Source organism: Mycobacteroides immunogenum (genome assembly GCF_001605725.1).
Classification (GTDB): Bacteria; Actinomycetota; Actinomycetes; order Mycobacteriales; family Mycobacteriaceae; genus Mycobacterium; species Mycobacterium immunogenum.
Window position 1 is genome coordinate 2,699,259 of record NZ_CP011530.1, and the last position, 21,073, is coordinate 2,720,331.

Genomic DNA, 21,073 nt, shown 5'->3' on the forward strand with positions numbered 1-21,073 from the left:
GGTTGACTAATTCGCGCGGGCGCGCAGTGTCACCGTTCGGTCACGGTACGACAACTCATTGGCCATGTCGCAGAACCCAATTGGGATCTGCGAGCGGGCGGCGGTACAAATGATCTTGGTGGTCATCGCCGGCCGGAAGGAACCACCCGGGAGTCAGAGAATCCGCGGCCGGAGAGAAGCGACAATCGAATGAAACGCACCCTCGCCGCCATGGTCGGCATCGCCCTATTGCTCGCCACCCCCGGGTTGGCGTCCGCTGATGTCCCGCGGAGCCCTGTGGATAGACAGCAGGTCATCAACGCGGTGATCGCGAGGGGACTCGCGCAACGTGGCGTGCCCTATACCTATGGCGGAGGCAACACCGACGGCCCCACCACCAGTACCGACACCTCGCCCGCCGCGCCGGCCTCGGCCGATGCGACGACGAGCCTGCTCGGGCTGATCCCCGCCCCGGTCGCCGCACCCACTCCGAAGGTTCCGGGATTCGACGCCTCGGGCCTGATGGTGTACTCGTATGCGGCCGCCGGCGTGAAGCTGCCTCGCCGGTCCGGTGACCAGTACAACGTTGGTCGCAAAATCCTTCCGGCGCAGGCCCTTCCGGGTGATCTCATCTTCTACGGACCCGACGGGACACAGAGCGTGACCATGTTCCTGGGAAACAACCTGATGCTGGAGGCGTCTGAACCCGCCGTGCAGGTCTCGCAGGTTCGCTTCAACGACATGGCCCCGTACCTGGTGCGTGTGATCGACTGATCGCCGACTGTCGGGCTTCTGCGCGGTCAGCGTTCGCGCAGAAGCTCGTCAATCCGGTCCAGCACCGCGGGCCATCCGACAAGGCACAACTGCCGGAACCGCATCTGATCGGTGTCGGCAGGCTGGAAACCGGTGGCATCGACCATCAGCCGGGTGCCCCTCGGATCTGGATTCAGCGTCCAGCACGAGTCGATGGAGATCGACCCGTCCCGGGTTGTCATCCGGTATGCCAACAGCTCATCGTCGACCACCTTGGTGAAGCTACCGTCGATCTCGCCCACGAAACCGCTTCCCATGAACGGGAAGACGCTGAACGAAAAGGTAAGTCCAGTCTCATATCTCGCAGTCTCGAAATCTTTGATCCACTGCCCGAATAGATGCGGTGAGACAAGGATCGACCAGACCCGGTGAGCCGGATAAGGGTAGTGATGATCGAACTTGACAGTCGTGAGGTCCCCAACCTGCTCCGTCACCCAAATACACCTTTCGTGCGCACCACCCACCAAGCGAGCCGACGCACAACAACCTAATCCGAATGCCCCGCCCGCGCGTGATCTTGATCGTGCTGGTGGCATCATCGGCCTGTGAGCGCGGTGGACCAGTCAGCCTTCGGCCCCTTCTTCACCGTCCAGACACATGTCGCGGGGGAGAAGCCCGAACCTCCGTGGCGGTTCTTGTCGGACCTGGCCGATGGGTCGGGCGCGCTACGGGATCGGATCGAGGCTGTCCGGCGCAATCTCGCCGACCGTGTCGCGAAAAGCCCGGACGGGGTCGATCTGCGAGTTGCGGCCTCGGTCACCCATCTCGGCGTGATCGCGCGTGTCATCGCGCCGACCATTGCCGCCGTAGTGACCGGTGGCCCGCGCATCTCGCTAAAACTGAACGACGTGTGGTGGCAGGATCAATTGGGCGGCCCGTTTCCGCTATCCGTACTGCAGCAGCAAGTCGGCGAACGAGAAGCTGGGGACAACGGCCTCGGGTCTGCCGTGGAATCGGTGACACAGTGTGTGCTCGACGAGACCGGGGTAAGTGACCGTGTGCTGTGGGGAAACGTCGGATCGTCCGCCAACAGCGCGGCCCGGCTTATCGGCGCGGCACGGCCCGACCTGAGCGACGCCGCTCATGAGGCCGCGAACAGCTATCTGCGCGACGTGCGTGTCGATGGCGGAGCGTTGCGGGCCGGGCCGGCCTTTCGCCGGCGCAGCTGTTGCCTCATCTACCAGCTCACCGACGATCGCTCGGCGGTATGCGGTGACTGCGTTCTGGAGCCGATGACCGACTGAACCTGCTAGGCCAGCTGGTAGGCCTCCAGCGGGAAGGACTCCTGCTCTTTGTACGCGCTGGCCGTCGAGGTGGGGCGTAGCAGCGCGGCTTCTCCGTGCTGATTGAAGTAGTAGCTTCTCGACGTCTGGCAGCTGCCCAGGTAGAACACCGAGTTGTCCAGGTTGCGGGTCATTCGGTCCAGGAATTCGGTATTGGCCTCGTCGGTCACCTCGAAGGTTTGTGTGCTGGTCCGGGCCATCTCTTCGAACAGCCGCTTGATGTGCCGCATCTGCGACTCGATGGTGTCGAAGTAGGACAGTCCGCTGTAGGAATACGGCCCATTGAGTGTCAGCAGGTTCGGGAACTTGGGCACCGCGATGCCTTCAAAAGCCTGGAACCTGGTGTCGCGCCAGAATTTCCCGAGGTTGTAGTCCTCGCGGCCGATCACCTCGAATGCCGGGAAGGTTGACTCCCACAGGTTGAATCCGGTCGCTAGCACCAGCGTGTCGATGACCGTCTTGCGCCCATCGGTGGTGACGATGCCGTCGGGCTCGATGCGTGCGATCGATGCCGTCTCTAGGCTGACGTTCTTCTTGGTGAACGCGCGGAAGTACGTGTTCGAGAAGGTGGGCCGCTTGCAGCCGAAATCGTAGTCGGGCGTGAGCTTGCGGCGCAGTTCCGGATCGCGCACCTGCGCGAACAGATGCGCCTTGGCCAGCAGCGAAGCCCCGTTGTTGGCCTGCCGGAACTGGCGGAAATGCAGCACACCACCCACCATGATCACTTCGAGGATCGCCGAACCGACGGTCCGGGCAATCTTCTGGGTGCGGGGTACCCGGGCGAAGAGCTTCTTGATCACGCCGGGGACCTTCGCATCGGCCTTCGGTACCACCCAGATCGGCGTGCGCTGATACACCGTCAGGTGCTGTGCGTCCTTGGCCAGCTCGGGGATGAGCTGAACGGCGGTGGCGCCGGTGCCGATCAGGCCGATCCGGTGGCCGGCGGCTCGATAGCTGTTGTCCCACTTGGTGGTGTGGATGACCTTGCCCGCGAACGACTCGATGCCTTCGATATCGGGCATCTTCGGCTGCGAGAGGTATCCGGTGGCCGTGAGCAGGTACTTGCCGGTGACGGTGTCGCCGGATTCGGTGGCGACCACCCAGTGCTGATGTTCCTCATCCCAGCGGGCGCCCGACACCGGGGTGTTGAAACGCATGTACTTGCGCAGGTCGTGCTTGTCGGCCACGTGGCTGGCGTACTGCTTCAGCTCCGAGCCCGGCGCGAACAGCCGGGACCAGTAGGGGTTGGGCTCAAACGAGTACGAGTACGTTGCCGACGGGATGTCGACCGCCAGGCCGGGGTAGTGGTTGACGTGCCACGTACCGCCAAGATCATCCTCGCGATCCAGGATCGCCAGATTGGTCAGGCCCAGCTCCTTGAGCTGGATTGCCGCCCCCATGCCGCCGAAACCGGCCCCGACGATGACGGCATCAAACTGCGTTGTCATGTCCCAATGCTAGCCGCGGTCCCAGCTAAATGGTCGGCCTGTCTAGATACCAGTTACCTAGGTCCTCGGCAGCAGGGGTGCTGTGCGCATCATGTGGCATGGAACCGCCGGGCCACCGCATCCGACCTCTAGTCTCAGAGGTGTTCGATTTTGGGAGGCATTGAGTGAGGACGCAGCGACAGGACGTCGGGTTTGAGGAGACGCTGCGCGCCATCGAGCGCGGCGTGCTTGAGGACGTCTGGATGAGCAGACCCCGCCATTGGGCCGCGTTACTCGCGGCCGTTGCCCTCGGCGTGGCCGCGCTGGGGCGCTGGTCGAACCTCGGCGCGCACGCCAGTCCGTCGTTGCATGTCGACGCCGTCGTGCCGGCGACCTCGGTCATGTTCCTGGTGGCCTGCGCTGTCTCGCTCATCGCGCTGCGCAGGCGACGTTTCCGCTGGTGCTGCGCGGCGGCCTACACCGCGGCGCTCAGCACAGTGACCAGCCTCGCCGCGCTGTGGTGGCATCAGACCGCGGTGGGATCCGACCCATTGGTGTGGACGCTGTTCGCGGCACTCTCCTCGGCCACGCTCACACTCACCTGGCTCGCGACCATCCTGGCGCCGCTGGAGGATTCACAGCCTGATATGCGAGCCGAGCGCTTCTGACCTTCCTGAAATCCAGCCGAGCGCAAAGGTTCCCGTGTAGCACCAGGCAGTACACCATGGCGTCACGTGACTACCACCAGCGCGGCACCTGTTGTCCATGCGGGTGAAACGGCTGATGGTCGCGCTCCCGGCGCACGCACGGTGGCGTTGAGCTGCATGGTCGGTACCACGATCGAGTGGTACGACTTCTACCTGTACGCGACGGCCGCGGCGTTGGTCCTCAAGCCGCTGTTCTTTCCAAACGTCTCGTCGACGGCAGGAACTCTCGCGTCGTTCGCGACATACGCGGCGGGCTTCGGCGCGCGCCCGATCGGGGCCGTGATCGCCGGGCACCTCGGAGACCGGATGGGGCGGAAAGCCGTTCTGGTGGGCGCGCTGCTGCTCATGGGCGTGGCCACCGCGGTGATCGGTGTCTTGCCGACCTATGCCGAGGTGGGTGTGCTCGCCCCCGCCGCGCAGGCAACATTGCGGGTGTTGCAGGGTCTCGCCGCCGGTGCGGAGTGGGGCGGCGCCGCGCTGTTGGCGGTCGAGCACGCGCCTGCCGGCCGCCGCGGTCTGTTCGGCAGCTTCACGCAACTGGGCTCACCCGCCGGAATGCTGTTGGCCACCGGAGTGTTTGGGCTCACGCGCGTTCTCGCCGGGCCGCAGGCATTTCTGGAATTCGGCTGGCGGATCCCGTTTCTGAGCAGCATCATCCTGGTAGCCATCGGTGTGGCGATACGGTTGCGGCTGAGTGAGGCGGCGGTCTTCCGGCAGGTGATCGAGCGCGGGGAGGTGGCGCGGCTTCCCGTAGTGGAAGTGCTACGCACACAACCTCGTAACGTGCTGCTCACCACCGGCTTGCGGCTGTCTCAGATCGCCTTGTTCGTGCTCCTGACAACGTACTCGCTGACATACCTGCAAGATTTTTTCGGCAGGGATAGCCAGGTGGGGCTGACCGCCGTGCTGATCGCCTCGGCGCTCGGCATGCTGAGTACCCCCGGGTGGGCTGCGCTTTCGGACAAACTGGGGCGCCGTCGTCTGTATCTGTTTGGATCCGCCGCCGGCCCGGTCGCCTTGGCGCTGTTCTTCCTGGCCGCCGAGACGGGGTCGAAGCTCCTGATTGTGCTTGCGATTATGTTGGGCATCAACGTAGTTCACGATGCCATGTACGGACCGCAGGCCGCGTGGTTCGCCGAACTCTTCGATACCCGGGTCCGGTACAGCGGGGCCTCGCTGGGCTACCAGATCGGCGCCGTGTTGTCCGGAGGCTTCGCTCCGCTGATCGCGGCGGCACTGTTGGCGGTGAACCACGGCAACCCCTGGCTCATCGTCGTCTACTACCTGGCGCTGTCGGTGCTCACATTCGTCTCGGCATACCTGGCGCGCGATACCTACCGAGACCAGATCGGAGATACCCCATGAGCAGGATCTATCTGAATGCCTTTGATATGGCCTGTGTCGGCCACCAATCGCCGGGTCTCTGGCGCCACCCGGAAGATCAGGGACACCGCTACAAGACGCTGAGCTACTGGACAGAGCTGGCCAAGACGTTGGAGGCGGGTGGCTTCGACCTGCTGTTTCTTGCCGATGTGCTCGGTGCCTACGACGTGTACGGGGGCTCCCGTGATGCCGCGGTGATCGACGCCGCGCAATTCCCCGTCAACGACCCGACGCTGGCGGTCTCGGCGATGGCCGCGGTCACCGAAACACTGGGGTTCGGAATCACTGTGTCACTTACCTACGAACAGCCTTACGCGTTGGCCCGTCGTCTCTCGACACTGGACCACCTGACCGAAGGGCGCGTGGCGTGGAACATTGTCACGTCGTATTTGGACAGCGCGGCAAGGAATTTGGGGCTGGATGCGCAGCTACCGCATGACCGGCGCTACGACATCGCCGAGGAGTACCTGCAGGTTTGCTACAAGCTGTGGGAGGGCTCCTGGGAGCCGGATGCCGTGGAGCGCGACCCGGTCCGTGGGGTGTTCACCGATCCCACCAAGGTGCACGACATCGAGCATCAGGGTCAGTACTTCACCGTGCCGGGACCATTCCTGTGTGAGCCGTCGGCGCAGCGCACCCCGCTACTCTTCCAGGCCGGCGCGTCGCCGCGTGGAGTGCGGTTCGCCGCCGCGCATGCCGAGGCGGTGTTCGTGTCGGGTCCCACACCCGAGGTCGTGCGCGGGCCAGTGCGGGCACTGCGTCAGGAGACTGCCCGGTTGGGGCGTGACCCTCGGTCCATCAAGGTCTTCGCGATGGTGACGCCGATAGTCGCGGAGACGCACGACGCGGCGGTTTCGATGCTGCATGAATATCGCCGGTTCGTCAGCCCCGCCGGCGCATTGGCCCTGTTCGGTGGCTGGACAGGTGTGGATCTGGCTGAACTGCGCCCCGACGAGCCGCTGCGCCACATCGAGACGGATGCCAACCGTTCGGCCCTGGCCTCGTTCACCAAGGACTCGGGCCGTACGTGGACCACCCGGGAATTGGCGCAGGAGATAGGAATTGGTGGTCGCGGGCCGGTTCTCGTCGGCACGGCATCCGGTGTTGCCGATGAATTGGAACGGTGGGTCGATGAGGCCGATATCGACGGGTTCAACATCGCGTATGTCATCACACCCGGAACCTTCGCCGACTTCGCACGCTTGGTGGTGCCAGAACTGCGCCGCCGTGGCAGGGTGCCCCATCGGCGTGAAAGGCGCACGTTGCGTGAACAATTCGATGGTGGGGGTCCGCACCTGGCCGATGATCACCCGGGTACCGCCTACCGCCGGGTGCGGCTACCCGGCTGACAGGGTCGAATGGTCTCCGAATCGGTCGCTGAGCGCTACCAAGAGCTGATCCAGGGCCGCCAGCTCCGCCCGCTTGGCGCCGACCAGCCGGTGCAGCCGCGCCAGGCTGGAGGGCTTGCCGCTTTGCCTGCGTCGCTCCAGGGCAGCGAGATGCTCATCCAATTCTCGGTGCGCCACCGACCGCAATTCGCCGAGGATATCCTGGTAGTACTGCGCCTGCCGCAGGTCAGCGCTCCGCGCGGGAACGATCGGATCGACTACCTTGACCAGGCCGCTCACCGTTCACCGCCCATATTGCGCCCTCCGGCTGTCGCGTTCATGGGCACACGTTAGGACCGTCCAATTTCCTTGACGCTGCCCCCAATTCACCGGGACATCTCAATCTGTTCACACCGCGCCGTCGACTCCGTGTGAGAAGCGCATCAACAGCCGGGACTCCGGCGGGTCAGGCACAGTCCGGAAGCGAGGCCACCATGTGCTCCCACGCCCGGTGCAGACGGGGGGTGATCGGCCCCGTCTGGGTGATGGCGGTGACGCATCGATGTTCGTGGTCGTAGAGCTCCACCGCTGACGTCACCCCCTGGGCTCCGTGCGCCTGCGTCACCCAGCTTTCCGCGATGAACACCGGGTCCATCGCATACCGAGAGGCACCGAAGATCACCGCAAGGTGGGTACCGGCCTGTTCCGCCATCGCCGCGTGGCCGCGATGCAGCTGCACGCAGCCGCCTCCCGGTACCGCAATGGTGAACGGCATGTCCACGTCCACCAGATGCGTCAGCAGGTGCGGCACGACCCCCGCGTCGATCTTGCGGGCGCCGGTGAAGGGGAGCACGCGATAGCGACCCGGGGTGAGTGCGTCCAGATGCGTGAGCTGATCGCTGTCACGCCAGCTGATGTCCGACCAGTCCGTGACGGGGAATGCCTCCGGGGCGGGTGCCGGCGCCAGTTCCAGGGCGCTGACCGTCAACGGATCCGAGAGCGGTGTGAGATAGGCGCGGTGTGTCCCGGTTTCGCCGACCATGGTCAGGGCGCGCGGCGCCAGAAACGCGTCACGGACGAGCGCCGGGTTGAGCCGCAGCGCGATGTACTCGTCATCGCAGCTCAGTGCCTCGCCAGGAAACGAGGGTTCAAGGTATTCGCCGGTGTGGCTCAGCAAGGCGGCATCGTTGGCGGTGACGGCGACTACTGTGCCGAGGGCAGGTAGCGCTTCGGCAATAGCCTTGGGCCCGGCCGCGATCCGGCGGGCGGGGCACTGCTCGCAGCGTCGGCCGTCAGTACACATCGCGGACGTACCGCTTTTCCCGCTTGAGGGTGTTCACGTACTCGGACGCGTCGTCGGTACTGAATCCGCCGTGCTCTCCGACGATCTCGTGCAAGGCCTTGTCCACGTCCTTGGCCATCCTGGTCGCGTCACCGCACACGTAGAAATGGCCACCGTCCTGCAGCCACGCGAACAGCTCACCGCCCTGTTCGCGCATGCGTGTCTGCACGTAGACCTTCTCGGTCTGATCGCGCGAGAAGGCCAGATCCAAACGGTCCAAGACGCCCGAGGCATGCCAGGCGTCGAGCTCGCTCTCGTAGATGTAGTCGTGATCCCGGTGCTGGTCGCCGAAGAACAACCAGTTGCGGCCATTCGCCCCGCGCTGTTCGCGTTCTTGTAGGAACGCCCGGAATGGGGCCACACCGGTACCGGGACCGACCATGATCATCGGAGCATCGTCGTCGCTCGGTACCCGGAATGACTTGTTGGGCTGCAGGAAGATTCGTGCGCCGCTGCCGCGATCAGCCAGGAAGGTCGAGCAGACGCCGCCGCGTTCGCGGCCCAGGCTCTGATACCGCACACTGGCCACGGTCAAATGAATCCGATCCGGATGAGCCAGTGAGCTCGACGAGATCGAGTAGGCGCGATGCTGAAGCGGCTTGAGCAGTCCCATGAACTCCTCGAGGCTCAGCGCGTCTCCACCGATGCGCAGGATGTCGAGGATGTCCTTGCCGTACAGCCAGGTGTCCAGTACTTCCTTCACCCCGCCGCGTAAGGCATGTGAGAACTCCTCGCTCTCGGCGCGGCTTTCCACCTCACTCAACAGATCTCGTGATGGAGTGCTGATTTCGTACCGATGGCGCAGCAGCTCACCCAGTGGCTCTCCGTCGACAAGCGTGCCGACCGAGACGCGGAAGTGATCTGCGATCGCCTCGACCAGCGCCGGGTCATTCTCCGGGATGACGGCGAGCGCGTCCCCGGCTTCGTAGGTGATCCCGCTGTCGGCGAGCGCGAACTCGTAGTGCCGAATCTCCTTGTCCGAGCCCGCCCGTGAGAGCAGCCGGTTGACGGGGACCTCGGCTGGGAACGGGTTCTTGCGCGTCCATCCGGAGCGCACGACCGTGCTTGGCGGGGGAGTGCCCGGGCTGCCACTGGCCCCGGCGAGGGTGACCAGGCTTCCCACGGCGCCCTGAACCCATTCCGCGGCCTGTGCCTCGTAGTCGACATCGCAGTCGGCGCGCCCGACCACCCGGCTTGCTCCGAGCTGCTCGAGACGGGTATCGATCAGCTTGCCTGCCTGACAGAACCCGTCGTAGCTGGTGTCACCCAGCGCGAGCACGCCGTAGGAAACCCCTTCAAGTCGCGGAGCTACCGCAGAAGACAGTGCGTCCCAGAATAATTCGGCGTTATCGGGCATCTCACCCTCGCCGTAGGTGGACGTGACGATCAGCACGTACCGCAGGCCCGCGAACTCGTCGAGAGCGATCTCGTCGAGACCGCTGACCGTCACGTCGAACCCCTGCGCCTTGGCGGCTGCCGCGGCGTCGCCCGCCACGATTTCGGCGTTGCCGGTCTGGGTGCCGTACAGGATGCGCAGCGGCGGCCGTGGGGCCGCCAGGTCTGCGGTGGCAACCGGTGGGGGCGCCGCCAGGTTCATGGCGAGGCGAGAGTGCAACCCCGCCAAGAAGCCCGAAAGCCAGGCTCTCTGGTCCTCGTTGAACGGTGCGTCTTCGGGAATGTAGGCGATCTTCATGGCTTCTTCACGTGGTCTGGAGGGACGGTCCGGAGAGGGCGACGGCCGGCAGCGCACGGTGCGCGAACAGCTCTTCGAAGGAGGGCAACCGGCCGATCTTGTCGATGTTCTTGGCGCTCTGGTACAGGATCCAGCCATAGGTGCCGGGACTGTCCATTGACAGGACGTTGCGCTGGCTCAGTGCGTCCTTGTAATCGGTGAGCCGCTTGTCCGCGATCAGCACGGCCAGGTCTTCGTCGCTGTACCCGTCGATCGCCTCACGCGCGTACTTCTGCAGCTTCTGGATCAGGAAGAAATCCTCCGTGAGCACGAGATTGCGTACCGCCTTGCCGATCCGGGGGTCGGTCACATCCGTGATGTTCGGCATCCGTGACAGTGCGAGCTGCTGGGCCATGTTCAGCACCGTGTAGGTATTCAGCAGCGCATACATGCCCTCGGTGTCAGTGTCTCCGTACGCGGGCACCGATCCGCCCAGGACATCGCGCTGGTCGCGGTAGGACAGCTTGAACTTGTGCACCTGATATCCGGCGAGGGCCGCGGTGAGCTCATCCAAGAGTTCTTTGCGTGTCTTGCCCTGCAGAATGGCGTCGGAGTCCTGGTACTGCAGTAGCGCCCGTGACATGGTGTACACCATGTGATCTCTGGTGGACTGCCAATCATCAAGCAGTGCTTTGCCTTTGGCGGACCCGGTGGCTGCCACATGCCACTGCAGCAGGATGTGTGCCGCGGCCTCGTGGAACGGGGCGTCGGTGATGGGCAGCACCAGCACCGAATCGTGGCTGACCTTTGACGGCAGCTGGCCCTTGGGGTCGTACTGGTAGAGGAAGCCGCCACTCATCCCGTTGGCCACGCCCTTGCCGAAATCGCCGATGTTGAGCACGGCGCCGTTGGTCATGTACTCGCACAGGAATTCACCGGTGCCTTCGACAACTGCTGTCGCACCGGAGTTGCGGACCGCGAAGCGATCTCCGGCCTGGCCTTCGACGAACAATCGCCCACCGGAGGCGCCGAAGAGCGCGAAGTTTCCGATGAGGACGTTTCCGCCCGGTTCACTCGAGCCGCCTCCGGGCGAGCGCACCGTGATGGTGCCGCCGCACGCGCTCTTGCCGACGCCGTCGTTACACGTACCCGTGTGCGTCAATGCCATGCCGTCGTTGCAGAAGACGCCGTAGCTTTGGCCCGCCGAACCCGTCGTGGTGATGGTGACGCTCTCCGGTAGCAAGTAGCGGCGGCCGCGCTCGTCGGTCGCCACCGCCGAGCCGATGACGTTCCGGTAGTTGAGCATTCGCTCGATATCGATCGCGAACTGCCCGCCCACGCTCTTGTTCTGGTTGGTCAGTGCCACCGGACTCAGCACGGCCCCGTGCCCGTCGAACTGCGCGGCGAACGCATCGTCCACCGAGTAGTCCTTCTCCATGTACACCGGGTTTTCGACGACAAATTCCTCGGCGACCGCAAGCATGCGGCGCAGATCCAGGGTGCCGATGCTGGAGGGATGATCAAGCAGGTGCAGCAGGTCACTGCGACCGCGTGCTTCACGCAGTGACCGCATCCCCAGCGCTCCCAGGATCTCCCGCACTTCGTGAGCGATGTTCAGCAAGTACTGAGCCAGTGCGCGCGGGTCGCCCTCGAATACCTCGGCATTGGTGGTCAACCCGGCCGGGCACTTGATGTTGCAGTTCTTGGCCATCACGCACTTGAGCATCATCAACGCGGTGGTTCCGAACTCGAAACTGTCCGCTCCCAGCAGCGCCGACTTGACCACGTCGCTGGCGGTTTGGTGCGCACCCGAGCAGCGCAGTACCACCTTCTGCCGTATTCCATTGGCGCAGAGGGCTTGATGTACTTCGGCGACACCGATTTCGGCCGACCGGCCCGCGTACTTGAGGCTAGTCACCGCCGCCGCGCCCGTACCGCCGGTGTTCCCGGCCACGTTGATGACATCGGCGCCCGCCTTGGCGACACCCACCGCGATGGTTCCGATGCCCTCGGAAGACACCAACTTGACGATCACCCGGACCCGGGCCGCCTTGCAATCGTGGATCAGCTGGGCGAGGTCCTCGATCGAATACGTGTCGTGGTGTGGCGGGGGCGAGACGAGCTCGACACCCGGGGTTCCACCGCGGGCCGCGGCGATCTGAACGGTCACCTTGGGCGCCGGAAGCTGTCCGCCCTCACCGGGTTTGGCTCCCTGGCCGATCTTGATCTCGAGCTCCTGGAGCATCGGGTCGGCGAGGTAGCCTGCCCACACCCCGAAGCGGCCGGAGGCGAACTGCTTGATGCGGGAGCCGCGGATGGTGCCGTATCGGCTGATGTGTTCGCCACCCTCGCCGCAGTTGGAGAGGCCGCCCACCAAGTTGGTTCCGTGTGCCACGGCCTCATGGGCCGGGGCCACCAAGGCGCCGTGGCTCATGGCTCCCGATGTCAGTGCGGGGGTGATTTCGCTGGCCGGCTGTACCGAGGACAGCGGGACCGAATCGGGTGCTGTCCTGATCTTGGCCAAGTAGGCCTCAGCCTGGCCGGTCGCCGTCAGCCTGAGTTCGTCGCCCACGATCTCCTGGTTGGTGATTTCGCCCCCGAACCGCGTACGCAACGAGGACGCGAGGGCCGTCAGCCGTCCGGCGGAATGCGAAAGCCGCAGCACGAAGCTGCCGTCGGTCTGTTCGCAGGATAGGCCGCGGACCTGGAAGTCGTTGTTCCCGAACCGCGCGAATTGGCCCATTTCCCTGCGGAACTCATCGGCAGTACGCACAAAGTTGACGTCGGCGGGTAACGCCAGCACGTCGCGCAGCGCCGCCGGGCGCCTGGTGCGTTCGGAGTTCATCGCACGCACGAAGTTCCGGTATCCGGGGGTGATGTCGAAACTGTCGATGGCACGCGTCGAAAGCTCGTCAAAGCTGTTGTTGCGGTATGCCTCGTCGTCCAGTCCGAACGCGCCCTCCAGCTGATGCAGGGGCAGCAACCGCAGATACGTCGGGTCTGCCATGTCGGGGTTCTCGGGCCGGGCCTCATCGCCGAAGGAGATCGCCTCTTCGGTCATGTCCACGAACCCGCGCACCGCCGTGGTGCCGTAGGAGTGACCGGCGCCCTCGGCGCGCTCTTTGAACAGGCCGAGTAGCGGGACGTCCTTCTCACCGGTGACCGCGAGGGCCCGGGCATGCCAGTCGGCGACGGCCGCCGCCAGTGTCGAGAACCCGACACCGGCCACCGGCGACACCACATTGGGGAAGTATTTGCGCAACACCGGATCTGAGGTGTCCAGGTAATTGGGTTCGAAGAACTCCCCACCGATGTAACTCTCGACAGTGCACAGCCCGACTCGGCCCATCGTCTTCATCAGCGACTTCTCGGCCGCCTTGGCGAAGTGTTTGAAGGCCTTGTCGGCGTCGGCGCCGTACTTCTCCTCGGCCCGCATCTGTACCGCCAGTGGATACACGGCGGAGGCCCCGAATCCCAGCACCGAAGCCACATGGTGAGACGAACACAGCTGACCGCTCTCGGCGATCAGCGAGACCCGAAGCCGCAGGCCCTCTTCGATCAGGCGCTGGTTGATCGCGGAGATCACGATGATGAGAGGCATCGCGGCACGGTCGCTGGAGACGTGGCGATCGGAGATCACCGCGATGCCGCCGGTCTCGCGGGCGAATTCCTCCACCGCATCACACAGGTCGTCAATCGCCCGCACAATTTTGTCGGCGTTGGAGGCGGGATCGGTGAGGTCCACGCGGTAGCGCATTCCGAAGCGCCGGACCGGCGTACGTTCTTGCTCACGGATCTTGAGCATGTCGAGATGCGTGAGGATGGGGGAGGGCACCACGATCTGAGGTGCGGGCTGCGCGCCGCTGTTGGGTTTGGCACCCAGCGCGACGCGCAGGGTCATGCCGTCCGCCTCGCGGATGCTGTCCAGGGGCGGATTGGTGACCTGTGCGAACCGCTGCGAGAAGTATTTCGCAACGCCGCCTTCCTGATTCGACAGCGCATTGATGGCCGCGCCGTACCCCATGGCCGAGATCTTCTCTTGCCCGGTGGCCAGCATGGGGTCCATCAGGAACTTGAAGCTCTCCTGATTCAGCGAGTACGCCACGTACCGCTGGTGGCGCTCGAGGTCGCCGTCGTACCGGGCGGGCGAGCCCTGCCCCGCCGGTGGCACGTGCGGCAAGTCGGCGATGTTGACGCGGGCCTGTGCCAGCATGGCTGGGTAATCATGCCGTGCGGCAAGCATTTCCAGCGCTTCGACGGTGTCGTACGACCTGCCTTCGGAATGGTCGTAGTAGCGCATGCCACCGGCTTCGATGCGGCCGCGCTCCAGCACTGAGTCGGGTTCGAAGTAGATCTGTCCGGCCTCGGACATCACGCCGAGGTACTCGGCAGTCTCGACGGTGCGCAGCGGCCTGAGTCCCAGCCGGTCCAGGCGTGCGCCAATGATGTTGCCGTCGCCGAAGATCAGGGCGGCAGGGCCGTCGTTCTTCTCCTCGTAGAGGCTGAAGTACTCCAGCATCGCGGTCACCCGCGGGGACAGTGTCGTGTCGTTCTCCCAGGCGGGCGGCATCATCGCCACCACGGCGGTGACCAGGTCCAGCTCGTCTTCGAGCACCCGGCTCTGCAGCGTCTGGTCAAGTCGGCAGCTGTCTGATTGACCAGCCGGCCGGATGATCGCGCGATTACGGGCCCGGGCTATCGCGTTCTCGGACAGCCGGTTCTTCTTGTCGGTGTTGAGTTCACCGTTGTGCGCCATCAATCGGAACGGTTGGGCCATGGTGGCATTCGGCGCGGTATTGGTGGAGAACCGTGTGTGGAAGAACATCGAATGCACTTCCATCCGCGGATCGGACAGGTCGCTGAAGTAGGGCACGACCTCGTTCGAGTTGAGCCGCCCTTTGAGGACCTGGGTGTGAGTGCTCAGTGAAAGCGGGTAGAGCCCAAGAAGTTCAGGACGGGTGTAGGCGACCGATTCGATCGCCATCAGTGCCTCGTGGGTCTTGCGTTCGGAGTCCGAGCGGAACACCCACTGCCGTATCGGCAGCTGGTATTTGATGGCTGCCGGGCGAATGGCGTCGTTGTTCACCGGCACGTCGCGGGCAAGCAGGATGGTGAATCCTTGTGCCCGCAGCGCTTCCTCGATCACCAGCTCGGCCTCGCCGTGGAATGCCGGATCGTTGGGCAGGAAGAAGTTGCCGACTCCGAACTCTCCGCGCCGCAGGTCTGGAATGCCCGTCAGTGCGGAGAAGAAGCGCAGCGAGAGGTCGAGGTTGACGCCCGCGCCGTCACCGACGCCCTCCGAGGACATGCCCCCGCGGTGCGGAACGGCGCAGAGGGCCTCGTGCAGCTTACGCACGACGTCATGGGTCTGGACGCCGTCTTTCCGGGTCAGAAAACCGACGCCGCAGCTACTTTTCTCCTGGTCTTGGTCATACAACCCGTTCAGACGATTCTCCTCACCCAGCGCCGTGGCACGGCGTATCCAGCGTGTGACGTTGGGTCTCTCGTCCGTTGAGCGAACCCGCCCTGACCAGCGCTCCGCATGGTCGCGACCCGACAGACGCCGGTTGCCCGGCCTCTTGGGGTCAGTTAAACCAAGCCTAGCCTAAGTCGACAAGCTCTGATAGCCGGCGGGATATACGTCACACCGGCGGTCAGCCTTAGCAAGGGAGCCGGCGCGTCAGTGGACCGGCCGCCCCATCACCATTATGGGGCAGCGGCGAGAAAATCGCCGGTCAGTAATTGTTGCAGGAGTTGGCGACCTGGTTGATCAGGACCGTGTACTCCTGGACCGCGGGCATGCCCCTGACCTCGTTCACCATCTGCTGGCGCTTGGCCTTCGGCGACGCCACGAACTGCTGCAACCAGGCACCGGCGATCGGGTTGGCGTTCACCTGCTGTGCAGCAGCCGGCGATTGCTCGTTCAGTGCCGCCATGATCTGTGGGTAGCTGCATGTTGTGTTCACAATGGCGGTCACATCCGGGTCGGCGGAAGCGATTCCACCGCCGGCAACCAGTGACAATGCCACCGCGCCAGAACCAACAATCAACTTCGCAGTCAGGGCCATTCTCGTCTACCTTCCGCCAATTCCCCCGACGTCCATATCGACGATCGGCGAGATTCCGTTACGCACAACGCTAGCAGGGTCAGCAGAGTCCTTAGACTTGCTATCTACCAGGCTTTGGACCCCAAAAGGGAACTCTGCCAACACGAATGACCCCGCATTGAGTGACGTAGCGCACGTTTATATGGCCGAAAGTCACTACTAGTAGGGATTTTGGCCCATGGGAGCCGCCGCCCGCGCTACCTAGCGTTGGGGATAGGAGCAATCGCCCTATCGGATATCGGAGACGCCATGACCACCTCGACGCCACACTCCCACATCGTCGTCGGTGTCGATGGATCGACATCGGCGCTGCATGCCCTGACCTGGGCGGGTGCCGAAGCCCAGCGGCGGAATCTGCCACTGACGTTGGTCCATGTGATCGACCACAGCGGCCTCGCGCAGGGCTATAACCTTGGCGCGTCGGCGAGCTTCTTTCAGCATCTCGAGACCGATGGTGCCGAGTTCCTGAGTCAGGCCAAAGACCATGTCTACGCACTACATCCCAATGTCGAGGTATCCACGGTCAAGGCGACCGGTAAGCCGGTGCCCGTCCTCGTGGAGCTCTCCAGGAACGCCCTGATGACCGTGCTCGGCTCCAGCGGGCTGAGCGGATTCACCGGGATGATGGCCGGCTCGGTGTCGGTGTCATTGACCGCGAAGGGGCACGGTCCGGTTGTCGTCGTGCGGGAATCGCCGATACCGGCGGGCGGCCCGGTGGTCGTGGGGGTCGCCGACTCCGAATCCGCCGACAGCGCGATTGCCTGGGCATTTGAAGAGGCTGCGATGCGGGATGCCGAGTTGGTGGCGGTGCGTGTGTGGAACAACATTCCGCCGGGGTACGTATACGCCTACACCGCCTGGACGGCGATGGATTCGACCGGGGAGCAACAGCGGCAGGAGGAGATTCTTGCCGATCAGCTGGCGGATTGGCAGGGGAAGTACCCGGAGGTGCCGGTTCGCCGTGTGGTGGCAATCGGGCATCCCGCCGATGTTCTGCTCAAACATGCCGCGGGCGCGCAGTTGATAGTCACGGGAAGTCGGGGGCGCGGTGATATCGCCGGCTTTTTCCTGGGATCTACCAGCCATGCCCTGATACACAAGGCCACCTGCCCGGTGCTGGTGGCGCCACGCACGTAGCCTCGAAGAGTGAGCACCGCACTTAAGGAATGGAGTGCGGCCGTACATGCCCTCCTCGATGGCCGGCAGACGATTCTGCTGCGCAAGGGTGGGATTCACGAGAAGCGATTCACCCTCGCTGATTCGCGGTTTCTCTTCTTCCCGACGGCGGTGCACGGCCATGCTGAACGGATACGGCCCGAACATCACGACCTGCTGGAACCTGCGGCCGCGGATAGCGCCGAAGCGCAGGTTGTGGTGCGAGCCGGTGCCGAGGTAGTCGCGGCGGTCGAGGTAAACCGCCCCGAGGCGCTCGAAGAGATTGCCGCACTGCATATCTGGACAGCAGAATCAATACAGGCCGAGCGCCTGGATTTTCGGCCCAAGCACCGCCTCACGGTCTTGGTCGTGCGCGCCTACCCGTTGGTCGCGCCCGTGTCCATCGTGCGTGGCGATGAACATCGTGGGTGCTCGAGTTGGGTAGAGCTACAGACCGATCCGCGGTGGGCGACACCGGTGCACGACGAATCGGTACTGGCCCAGATAGCTCACCGGGTCCGCGAATCCGTCGGGGGGTGAGCGAGCTCGGGCGTCGGTGTTCCCCCGATGGCGTCAAGCCACCGCCGCCGCACCGGACCCCAACGGAGATCAAATTCTCGGGCCCGTTGCTGGGCACGCGTCAGTTTCTCCGGCGAGTAGCGCCATCGCGCCCACGGCGACGTCGGGCGGGCCAGGCGAACCGCGGCCACCCACGCACTGGGGGCCACGAACATGCCGAGCATCGCGGTGGGATATTTGCCTTTCAACGCGGTGATCGCCACCAGCGCGAGGTGGATCAGCAGCACGACCATTGCGACGCCGCGCGCAATGGCGTTCACACCGGTCAGTCCGTCGACGTTCAGCGGTGACACCCCGACCGCGGCCAGGCCGATACATGCGGTAGCCAGCGTCACCATGTCCACCGACAACTGTCCTTCGTTGGACCAGTAGACGTCTTCGAGGTGAAAGATCATCGCGAACTCATCGAGCACCAGTGAGGCGCCGATTCCCACCAGCAGGCCGGCCACATACGTCCACACCGACAGTGGGGGCGACCCCAGCGCGGTGAAACCGCCGACGATGAGCAGCAGCACGCCCGGTGTCGAATGGTGGATATGGACACCGCCGCCGGAAATGTTGTGGAAGGGGCCCTTGCCGTCGCGGATGAGCCGTGTGATCGTGCGAGTGACCACAAAGGTCACCACGAACGCGACGAAACCCAGCAGCAGCGGGCCTTTGTAGCCGTCCACGACGTCGTAGTGCCACCAGGTGTTTAGCCACGACACGTTCGGATGCTAGCGGTTAAGGCGAGTATCCCGCCGAGAAAGTGGGGGACCCCCATGGCCACCGTCATTGAAGTAAGGTCGCCCTTACCCAGCGTTGGGACCAGCCCCGCGCACGAGTGAGGGAGTGCTGTGACCGCCCAGCCGGATTTCTCGTTGATCGTCGGCTATGGCACCGATATGGGCAACGCCGAGGACGCAGCCATGTCGTTCTCCGAGGCGCTGGAAGAGGCCACCGGCATCAAGTCCGAGGCGGTCGAACTCAACCAGGTCGATATCGCGGATCTGCAATCGGCATCCCATTTTGTCGTGGTGGTGTCGACATTCGGGGATGGTGAATTTCCCGACAACGCGCTGTTGTTCTGGGAGGCGATCAGCGCCGAGGCAGCGGAGCGGCTGGAGCATCTGAATTTCGCGGTACTCGCACTTGGCGACAGCAGCTACGAGTTCTTCTGCAATGCGGGACTGCTGCTAGATAAGCGTTTGGAAGCGCTGGGCGGTAGCCGGCTCACCGAACGTGTCGATATCGATGGGCCGTACCTCCAACTCTCGAAGGAGTGGACCACCGACCTGGTGAAGCGACTGGCGGCGGGGCACATCAGTGCCGCACCACCAGCGGTCGCCGAGGCCCCCGCGCCACCCAAACGTGAACGTAATGAGGCAGTCGAGGCTCGGCTTGTCGTCAACCGGATGCTCACCACGGCCGAATCCGACAAAGAGGTTCGCCACTACGAGGTGGATCTCGCCGGATCCGGAATCTCTTACCAGGCAGGCGATTCGATCGCCGTGCACGCGACCAATGACCCTGCGCTGGTTCAGGCGATACTCGCCGAGCTGGGAGTCGGGGCCGAACATCGGGTGGCCGGGCACGATGAGCCGCTCGGCGAGCTGTTGTCCGATCATCTGGAGATCCGCACCCCGTCCCGGACGCTACGGGCACTGGTGGCCACCCGTACCGACAACGCGGACGCGATTGCCGCCCTCGGCGGCGATGTCACTCCCGCTCCGGGGTCGTGGTTGTACGGCAAGGACGTTCTCGATCTGATCAGGTTGGGTCAGTTGACCGTTGACGAGCTGGTCGACAACTCGCGCCCGCTGCAGTTCCGCGATTACTCCATCGCATCAAGCCCGGTCGTGCACCCCGATGCCGTTCACCTGACCGTCGCGACGATCAGATACACCGATGCCGAGCGCGCGTATGGCGGTGTGGCGTCGACATTTCTGGCCGATCGCGGGCAGACCATGCGGGTGCATCTGCGCCCAAATCACACCTTCCGGCTGCCCGCTCCCGACGTCCCCATCATCATGATCGGGCCGGGAACCGGGATCGCACCGTTCCGTGGCTTCCTACAAGAGCGTCAGGCCATCGGCGCTCCGGGACGTTCCTGGCTGTTCTTCGGGGACCGGCGCCGTGCCACCAGTTTTCTCTACGGCGAGGAGTTGCAGGCCTTCGTGGACTCGGGCACCCTGACTCGACTCGATCTTGCGTTTTCCCGTGACGGGTCCGGGGGTGATCCCAAACAGTATGTCCAGCACCGTATGTCGGAGAATGCCGCGGAGCTGTTCGGCTGGCTGCAGGACGGCGCGTACCTGTATGTGTGCGGCGACGCCGATCACATGGCCAAGGACGTGGACGCGACGTTGCATGAGATTGTGGCCCGATGTGGCGGATTCGGCGCCGACGGAGCGCACGCGTATGTCAACGATCTCATCAAGAGTCATCGGTACGTGCGCGACGTCTACTAGCGCGTCAACCTATGAGTGCACCGGGATTTCGCGCAGCGCCAATATCGCGTCAATCTCACGGCGAAGCCTGTCGTGGTTGAAGGGCCGCAGGCCAAGACCGGAGCCCGCGCGTGTGGCGAGCCGGGCGAATAGGTCAATGGTGTGTCTCAGTGCCTTGACGGTGTCATCGGCCGGGAAGTGGCCCCAGCATTCGTTGAGCTCATCGCGGATATCGCTATCCATCCAGCTGCTCATCCCAATCCCTAGATACCGAGTGTCGTGGGCGGTGCCGTACCGAGCCAAGTGATCCCATTCGATGATCCGCAGCAGTTCTTCCTTGAGGTCTTGGTCACGGAGCTTCGCCGACCAGAGTTCTTCGCGCACCACAGCTTTGGCGCACATCAACGCGGCGGCATAGCCCCAGTGCACGCATTCCTCGAACTCTTCTTCATCGGGTAGCTCACCCCGCGGCGTGCTTACCGAATCCGGGTCGGGTGCGTGACCATCCTTGTCGAGTAAGACTCGAAAGGGCCGGTCGTACTCGATTGTGGATAGATCCTCGGCAGGAATCAGGGTGAAGTCGAGCTTGCCGCCCGCGTAGTAGATCAACCGGGTGGGGTACCCAGAGTCCTCATCTTCCAGACGCTCGACAACGAGGACCTCGCCCAGTCCCGACCACCAAGACTCCTCGTCTGCCAGGTCATCGGGGTCTGTCGCGTACAGCTCGACATCTCGGTCCGACAGGGGATGGTCGTCTCCGTTGGCGCCGGATCCGGTCAGGATGACGGCCCGGACGGAGTCCGTCTGGGCAGCCCACCCGACCAACCGCTCAAGCACCTCGCCGTAATTCACGCCTACATCTTTGGCGG

Annotated in this window: 17 protein-coding genes; 8 read left to right on the forward strand and 9 right to left on the reverse strand. The window is 64.2% G+C overall.

What is annotated here, in order from left to right; genetic code table 11:
• Positions 1 to 189 precede the first annotated feature (189 nt).
• The gene (ripD, locus tag ABG82_RS13215; protein WP_043080023.1) at positions 190 to 753 is read left to right on the forward strand and encodes an NlpC/P60 family peptidoglycan-binding protein RipD; all 564 of its coding nucleotides are present in this window, start codon (positions 190 to 192) and stop codon (positions 751 to 753) included.
• Positions 754 to 779: 26 nt separating this feature from the next.
• Here ripD and ABG82_RS13220 read toward each other — a convergent pair whose 3' ends face one another.
• Positions 780 to 1,226 carry an SRPBCC family protein gene (locus tag ABG82_RS13220; RefSeq protein ID WP_043080022.1) on the reverse strand — a complete coding sequence of 149 codons (447 nt, stop codon included), beginning with the start codon at positions 1,224 to 1,226 and terminating at the stop codon, positions 780 to 782.
• Positions 1,227 to 1,337: 111 nt separating this feature from the next.
• Between ABG82_RS13220 and ABG82_RS13225 the strand changes: the two genes are divergently transcribed.
• Positions 1,338 to 2,036 (forward strand): (2Fe-2S)-binding protein, encoded by a 699-nt coding sequence (locus ABG82_RS13225; protein WP_043080021.1) that lies wholly within the window; start codon positions 1,338 to 1,340, stop codon positions 2,034 to 2,036.
• A gap of 5 nt (positions 2,037 to 2,041) precedes the next feature.
• Here ABG82_RS13225 and ABG82_RS13230 read toward each other — a convergent pair whose 3' ends face one another.
• On the reverse strand, positions 2,042 to 3,523 hold the full coding sequence (locus ABG82_RS13230) for a flavin-containing monooxygenase (protein WP_043080020.1): 1,482 nt from the start codon (positions 3,521 to 3,523) through the stop codon (positions 2,042 to 2,044).
• A gap of 164 nt (positions 3,524 to 3,687) precedes the next feature.
• Between ABG82_RS13230 and ABG82_RS13235 the strand changes: the two genes are divergently transcribed.
• The 3 genes from ABG82_RS13235 to ABG82_RS13245 all read left to right on the forward strand — a co-directional run bounded on the left by ABG82_RS13235 (position 3,688) and on the right by ABG82_RS13245 (position 6,941).
• Positions 3,688 to 4,170 carry a hypothetical protein gene (locus ABG82_RS13235; RefSeq protein ID WP_043080019.1) on the forward strand — a complete coding sequence of 161 codons (483 nt, stop codon included), beginning with the start codon at positions 3,688 to 3,690 and terminating at the stop codon, positions 4,168 to 4,170.
• 156 nt (positions 4,171 to 4,326) lie between these two features.
• Positions 4,327 to 5,574 (forward strand): MFS transporter, encoded by a 1,248-nt coding sequence (locus ABG82_RS13240; RefSeq protein WP_162269257.1) that lies wholly within the window; start codon positions 4,327 to 4,329, stop codon positions 5,572 to 5,574.
• Positions 5,571 to 6,941: an LLM class flavin-dependent oxidoreductase gene (locus ABG82_RS13245; protein ID WP_043080017.1), complete on the forward strand. Its 1,371-nt coding sequence runs from the start codon at positions 5,571 to 5,573 to the stop codon at positions 6,939 to 6,941. Before ABG82_RS13240 ends, ABG82_RS13245 begins: the two co-directional genes overlap by 4 nt.
• On the opposite strand, the gene ABG82_RS13250 is transcribed toward ABG82_RS13245, so the two are convergent.
• The 5 genes from ABG82_RS13250 to ABG82_RS13275 all read right to left on the reverse strand — a co-directional run bounded on the left by ABG82_RS13250 (position 6,930) and on the right by ABG82_RS13275 (position 16,002).
• Entirely contained in the window at positions 6,930 to 7,220 is a 291-nt protein-coding gene (locus ABG82_RS13250) for a hypothetical protein (protein ID WP_043080016.1), read from the reverse strand. The two genes, ABG82_RS13245 and ABG82_RS13250, sit on opposite strands and share 12 nt — an antisense overlap.
• Positions 7,221 to 7,386: 166 nt before the next feature.
• Positions 7,387 to 8,223, reverse strand: coding sequence for a ChuX/HutX family heme-like substrate-binding protein (locus ABG82_RS13255; protein ID WP_043080015.1), 837 nt, complete (start codon positions 8,221 to 8,223; stop codon positions 7,387 to 7,389).
• Positions 8,213 to 9,955, reverse strand: a complete 1,743-nt coding sequence (locus ABG82_RS13260) for a diflavin oxidoreductase (RefSeq protein ID WP_043080014.1) — start codon at positions 9,953 to 9,955, stop codon at positions 8,213 to 8,215. The genes ABG82_RS13255 and ABG82_RS13260 overlap by 11 nt, the downstream gene beginning before the upstream one ends.
• A gap of 7 nt (positions 9,956 to 9,962) precedes the next feature.
• The gene (locus ABG82_RS13265; RefSeq protein ID WP_174544363.1) at positions 9,963 to 15,380 is read right to left on the reverse strand and encodes a glutamate synthase-related protein; all 5,418 of its coding nucleotides are present in this window, start codon (positions 15,378 to 15,380) and stop codon (positions 9,963 to 9,965) included.
• A 289-nt stretch (positions 15,381 to 15,669) separates the two neighbouring features.
• Complete coding sequence (locus tag ABG82_RS13275) at positions 15,670 to 16,002, reverse strand: hemophore-related protein (RefSeq protein ID WP_043080012.1); 333 nt, start codon at positions 16,000 to 16,002, stop codon at positions 15,670 to 15,672.
• Positions 16,003 to 16,290: 288 nt separating this feature from the next.
• On the opposite strand from ABG82_RS13275, the gene ABG82_RS13280 reads away from it, so the two are divergent.
• Entirely contained in the window at positions 16,291 to 17,178 is an 888-nt protein-coding gene (locus ABG82_RS13280) for a universal stress protein (protein WP_043080011.1), read from the forward strand.
• 9 nt (positions 17,179 to 17,187) lie between these two features.
• A complete protein-coding gene (locus tag ABG82_RS13285) occupies positions 17,188 to 17,736 on the forward strand; it encodes a DUF1802 family protein (RefSeq protein WP_043080010.1) in 549 nt (182 codons plus the stop codon).
• Here the strand turns inward: ABG82_RS13285 and ABG82_RS13290 are convergent.
• Positions 17,706 to 18,482 carry a hypothetical protein gene (locus tag ABG82_RS13290; RefSeq protein WP_043080009.1) on the reverse strand — a complete coding sequence of 259 codons (777 nt, stop codon included), beginning with the start codon at positions 18,480 to 18,482 and terminating at the stop codon, positions 17,706 to 17,708. The two genes, ABG82_RS13285 and ABG82_RS13290, sit on opposite strands and share 31 nt — an antisense overlap.
• Before the next feature lie 129 nt (positions 18,483 to 18,611).
• On the opposite strand from ABG82_RS13290, the gene ABG82_RS13295 reads away from it, so the two are divergent.
• On the forward strand, positions 18,612 to 20,225 hold the full coding sequence (locus tag ABG82_RS13295; protein ID WP_043080008.1) for a diflavin oxidoreductase: 1,614 nt from the start codon (positions 18,612 to 18,614) through the stop codon (positions 20,223 to 20,225).
• 9 nt (positions 20,226 to 20,234) lie between these two features.
• Here ABG82_RS13295 and ABG82_RS13300 read toward each other — a convergent pair whose 3' ends face one another.
• On the reverse strand, positions 20,235 to 21,056 hold the full coding sequence (locus ABG82_RS13300; protein WP_043080007.1) for an aminoglycoside 6-adenylyltransferase: 822 nt from the start codon (positions 21,054 to 21,056) through the stop codon (positions 20,235 to 20,237).
• Positions 21,057 to 21,073: the final 17 nt, after the last annotated feature.

What these genes read in the sequence shown, in the direction of transcription:
- ABG82_RS13280 (WP_043080011.1), top strand. Translation starts at nt 16,291, where the DNA reads ATGACCACCTCGACGCCACACTCCCACATCGTCGTCGGTGTCGATGGA.
- ABG82_RS13255 (WP_043080015.1), bottom strand. Translation starts at nt 8,223, where the DNA reads ATGTGTACTGACGGCCGACGCTGCGAGCAGTGCCCCGCCCGCCGGATC.
- ripD (WP_043080023.1), top strand. Translation starts at nt 190, where the DNA reads ATGAAACGCACCCTCGCCGCCATGGTCGGCATCGCCCTATTGCTCGCC.
- ABG82_RS13245 (WP_043080017.1), top strand. Translation starts at nt 5,571, where the DNA reads ATGAGCAGGATCTATCTGAATGCCTTTGATATGGCCTGTGTCGGCCAC.
- ABG82_RS13260 (WP_043080014.1), bottom strand. Translation starts at nt 9,955, where the DNA reads ATGAAGATCGCCTACATTCCCGAAGACGCACCGTTCAACGAGGACCAG.
- ABG82_RS13230 (WP_043080020.1), bottom strand. Translation starts at nt 3,523, where the DNA reads ATGACAACGCAGTTTGATGCCGTCATCGTCGGGGCCGGTTTCGGCGGC.
- ABG82_RS13275 (WP_043080012.1), bottom strand. Translation starts at nt 16,002, where the DNA reads ATGGCCCTGACTGCGAAGTTGATTGTTGGTTCTGGCGCGGTGGCATTG.
- ABG82_RS13240 (WP_162269257.1), top strand. Translation starts at nt 4,327, where the DNA reads ATGGTCGGTACCACGATCGAGTGGTACGACTTCTACCTGTACGCGACG.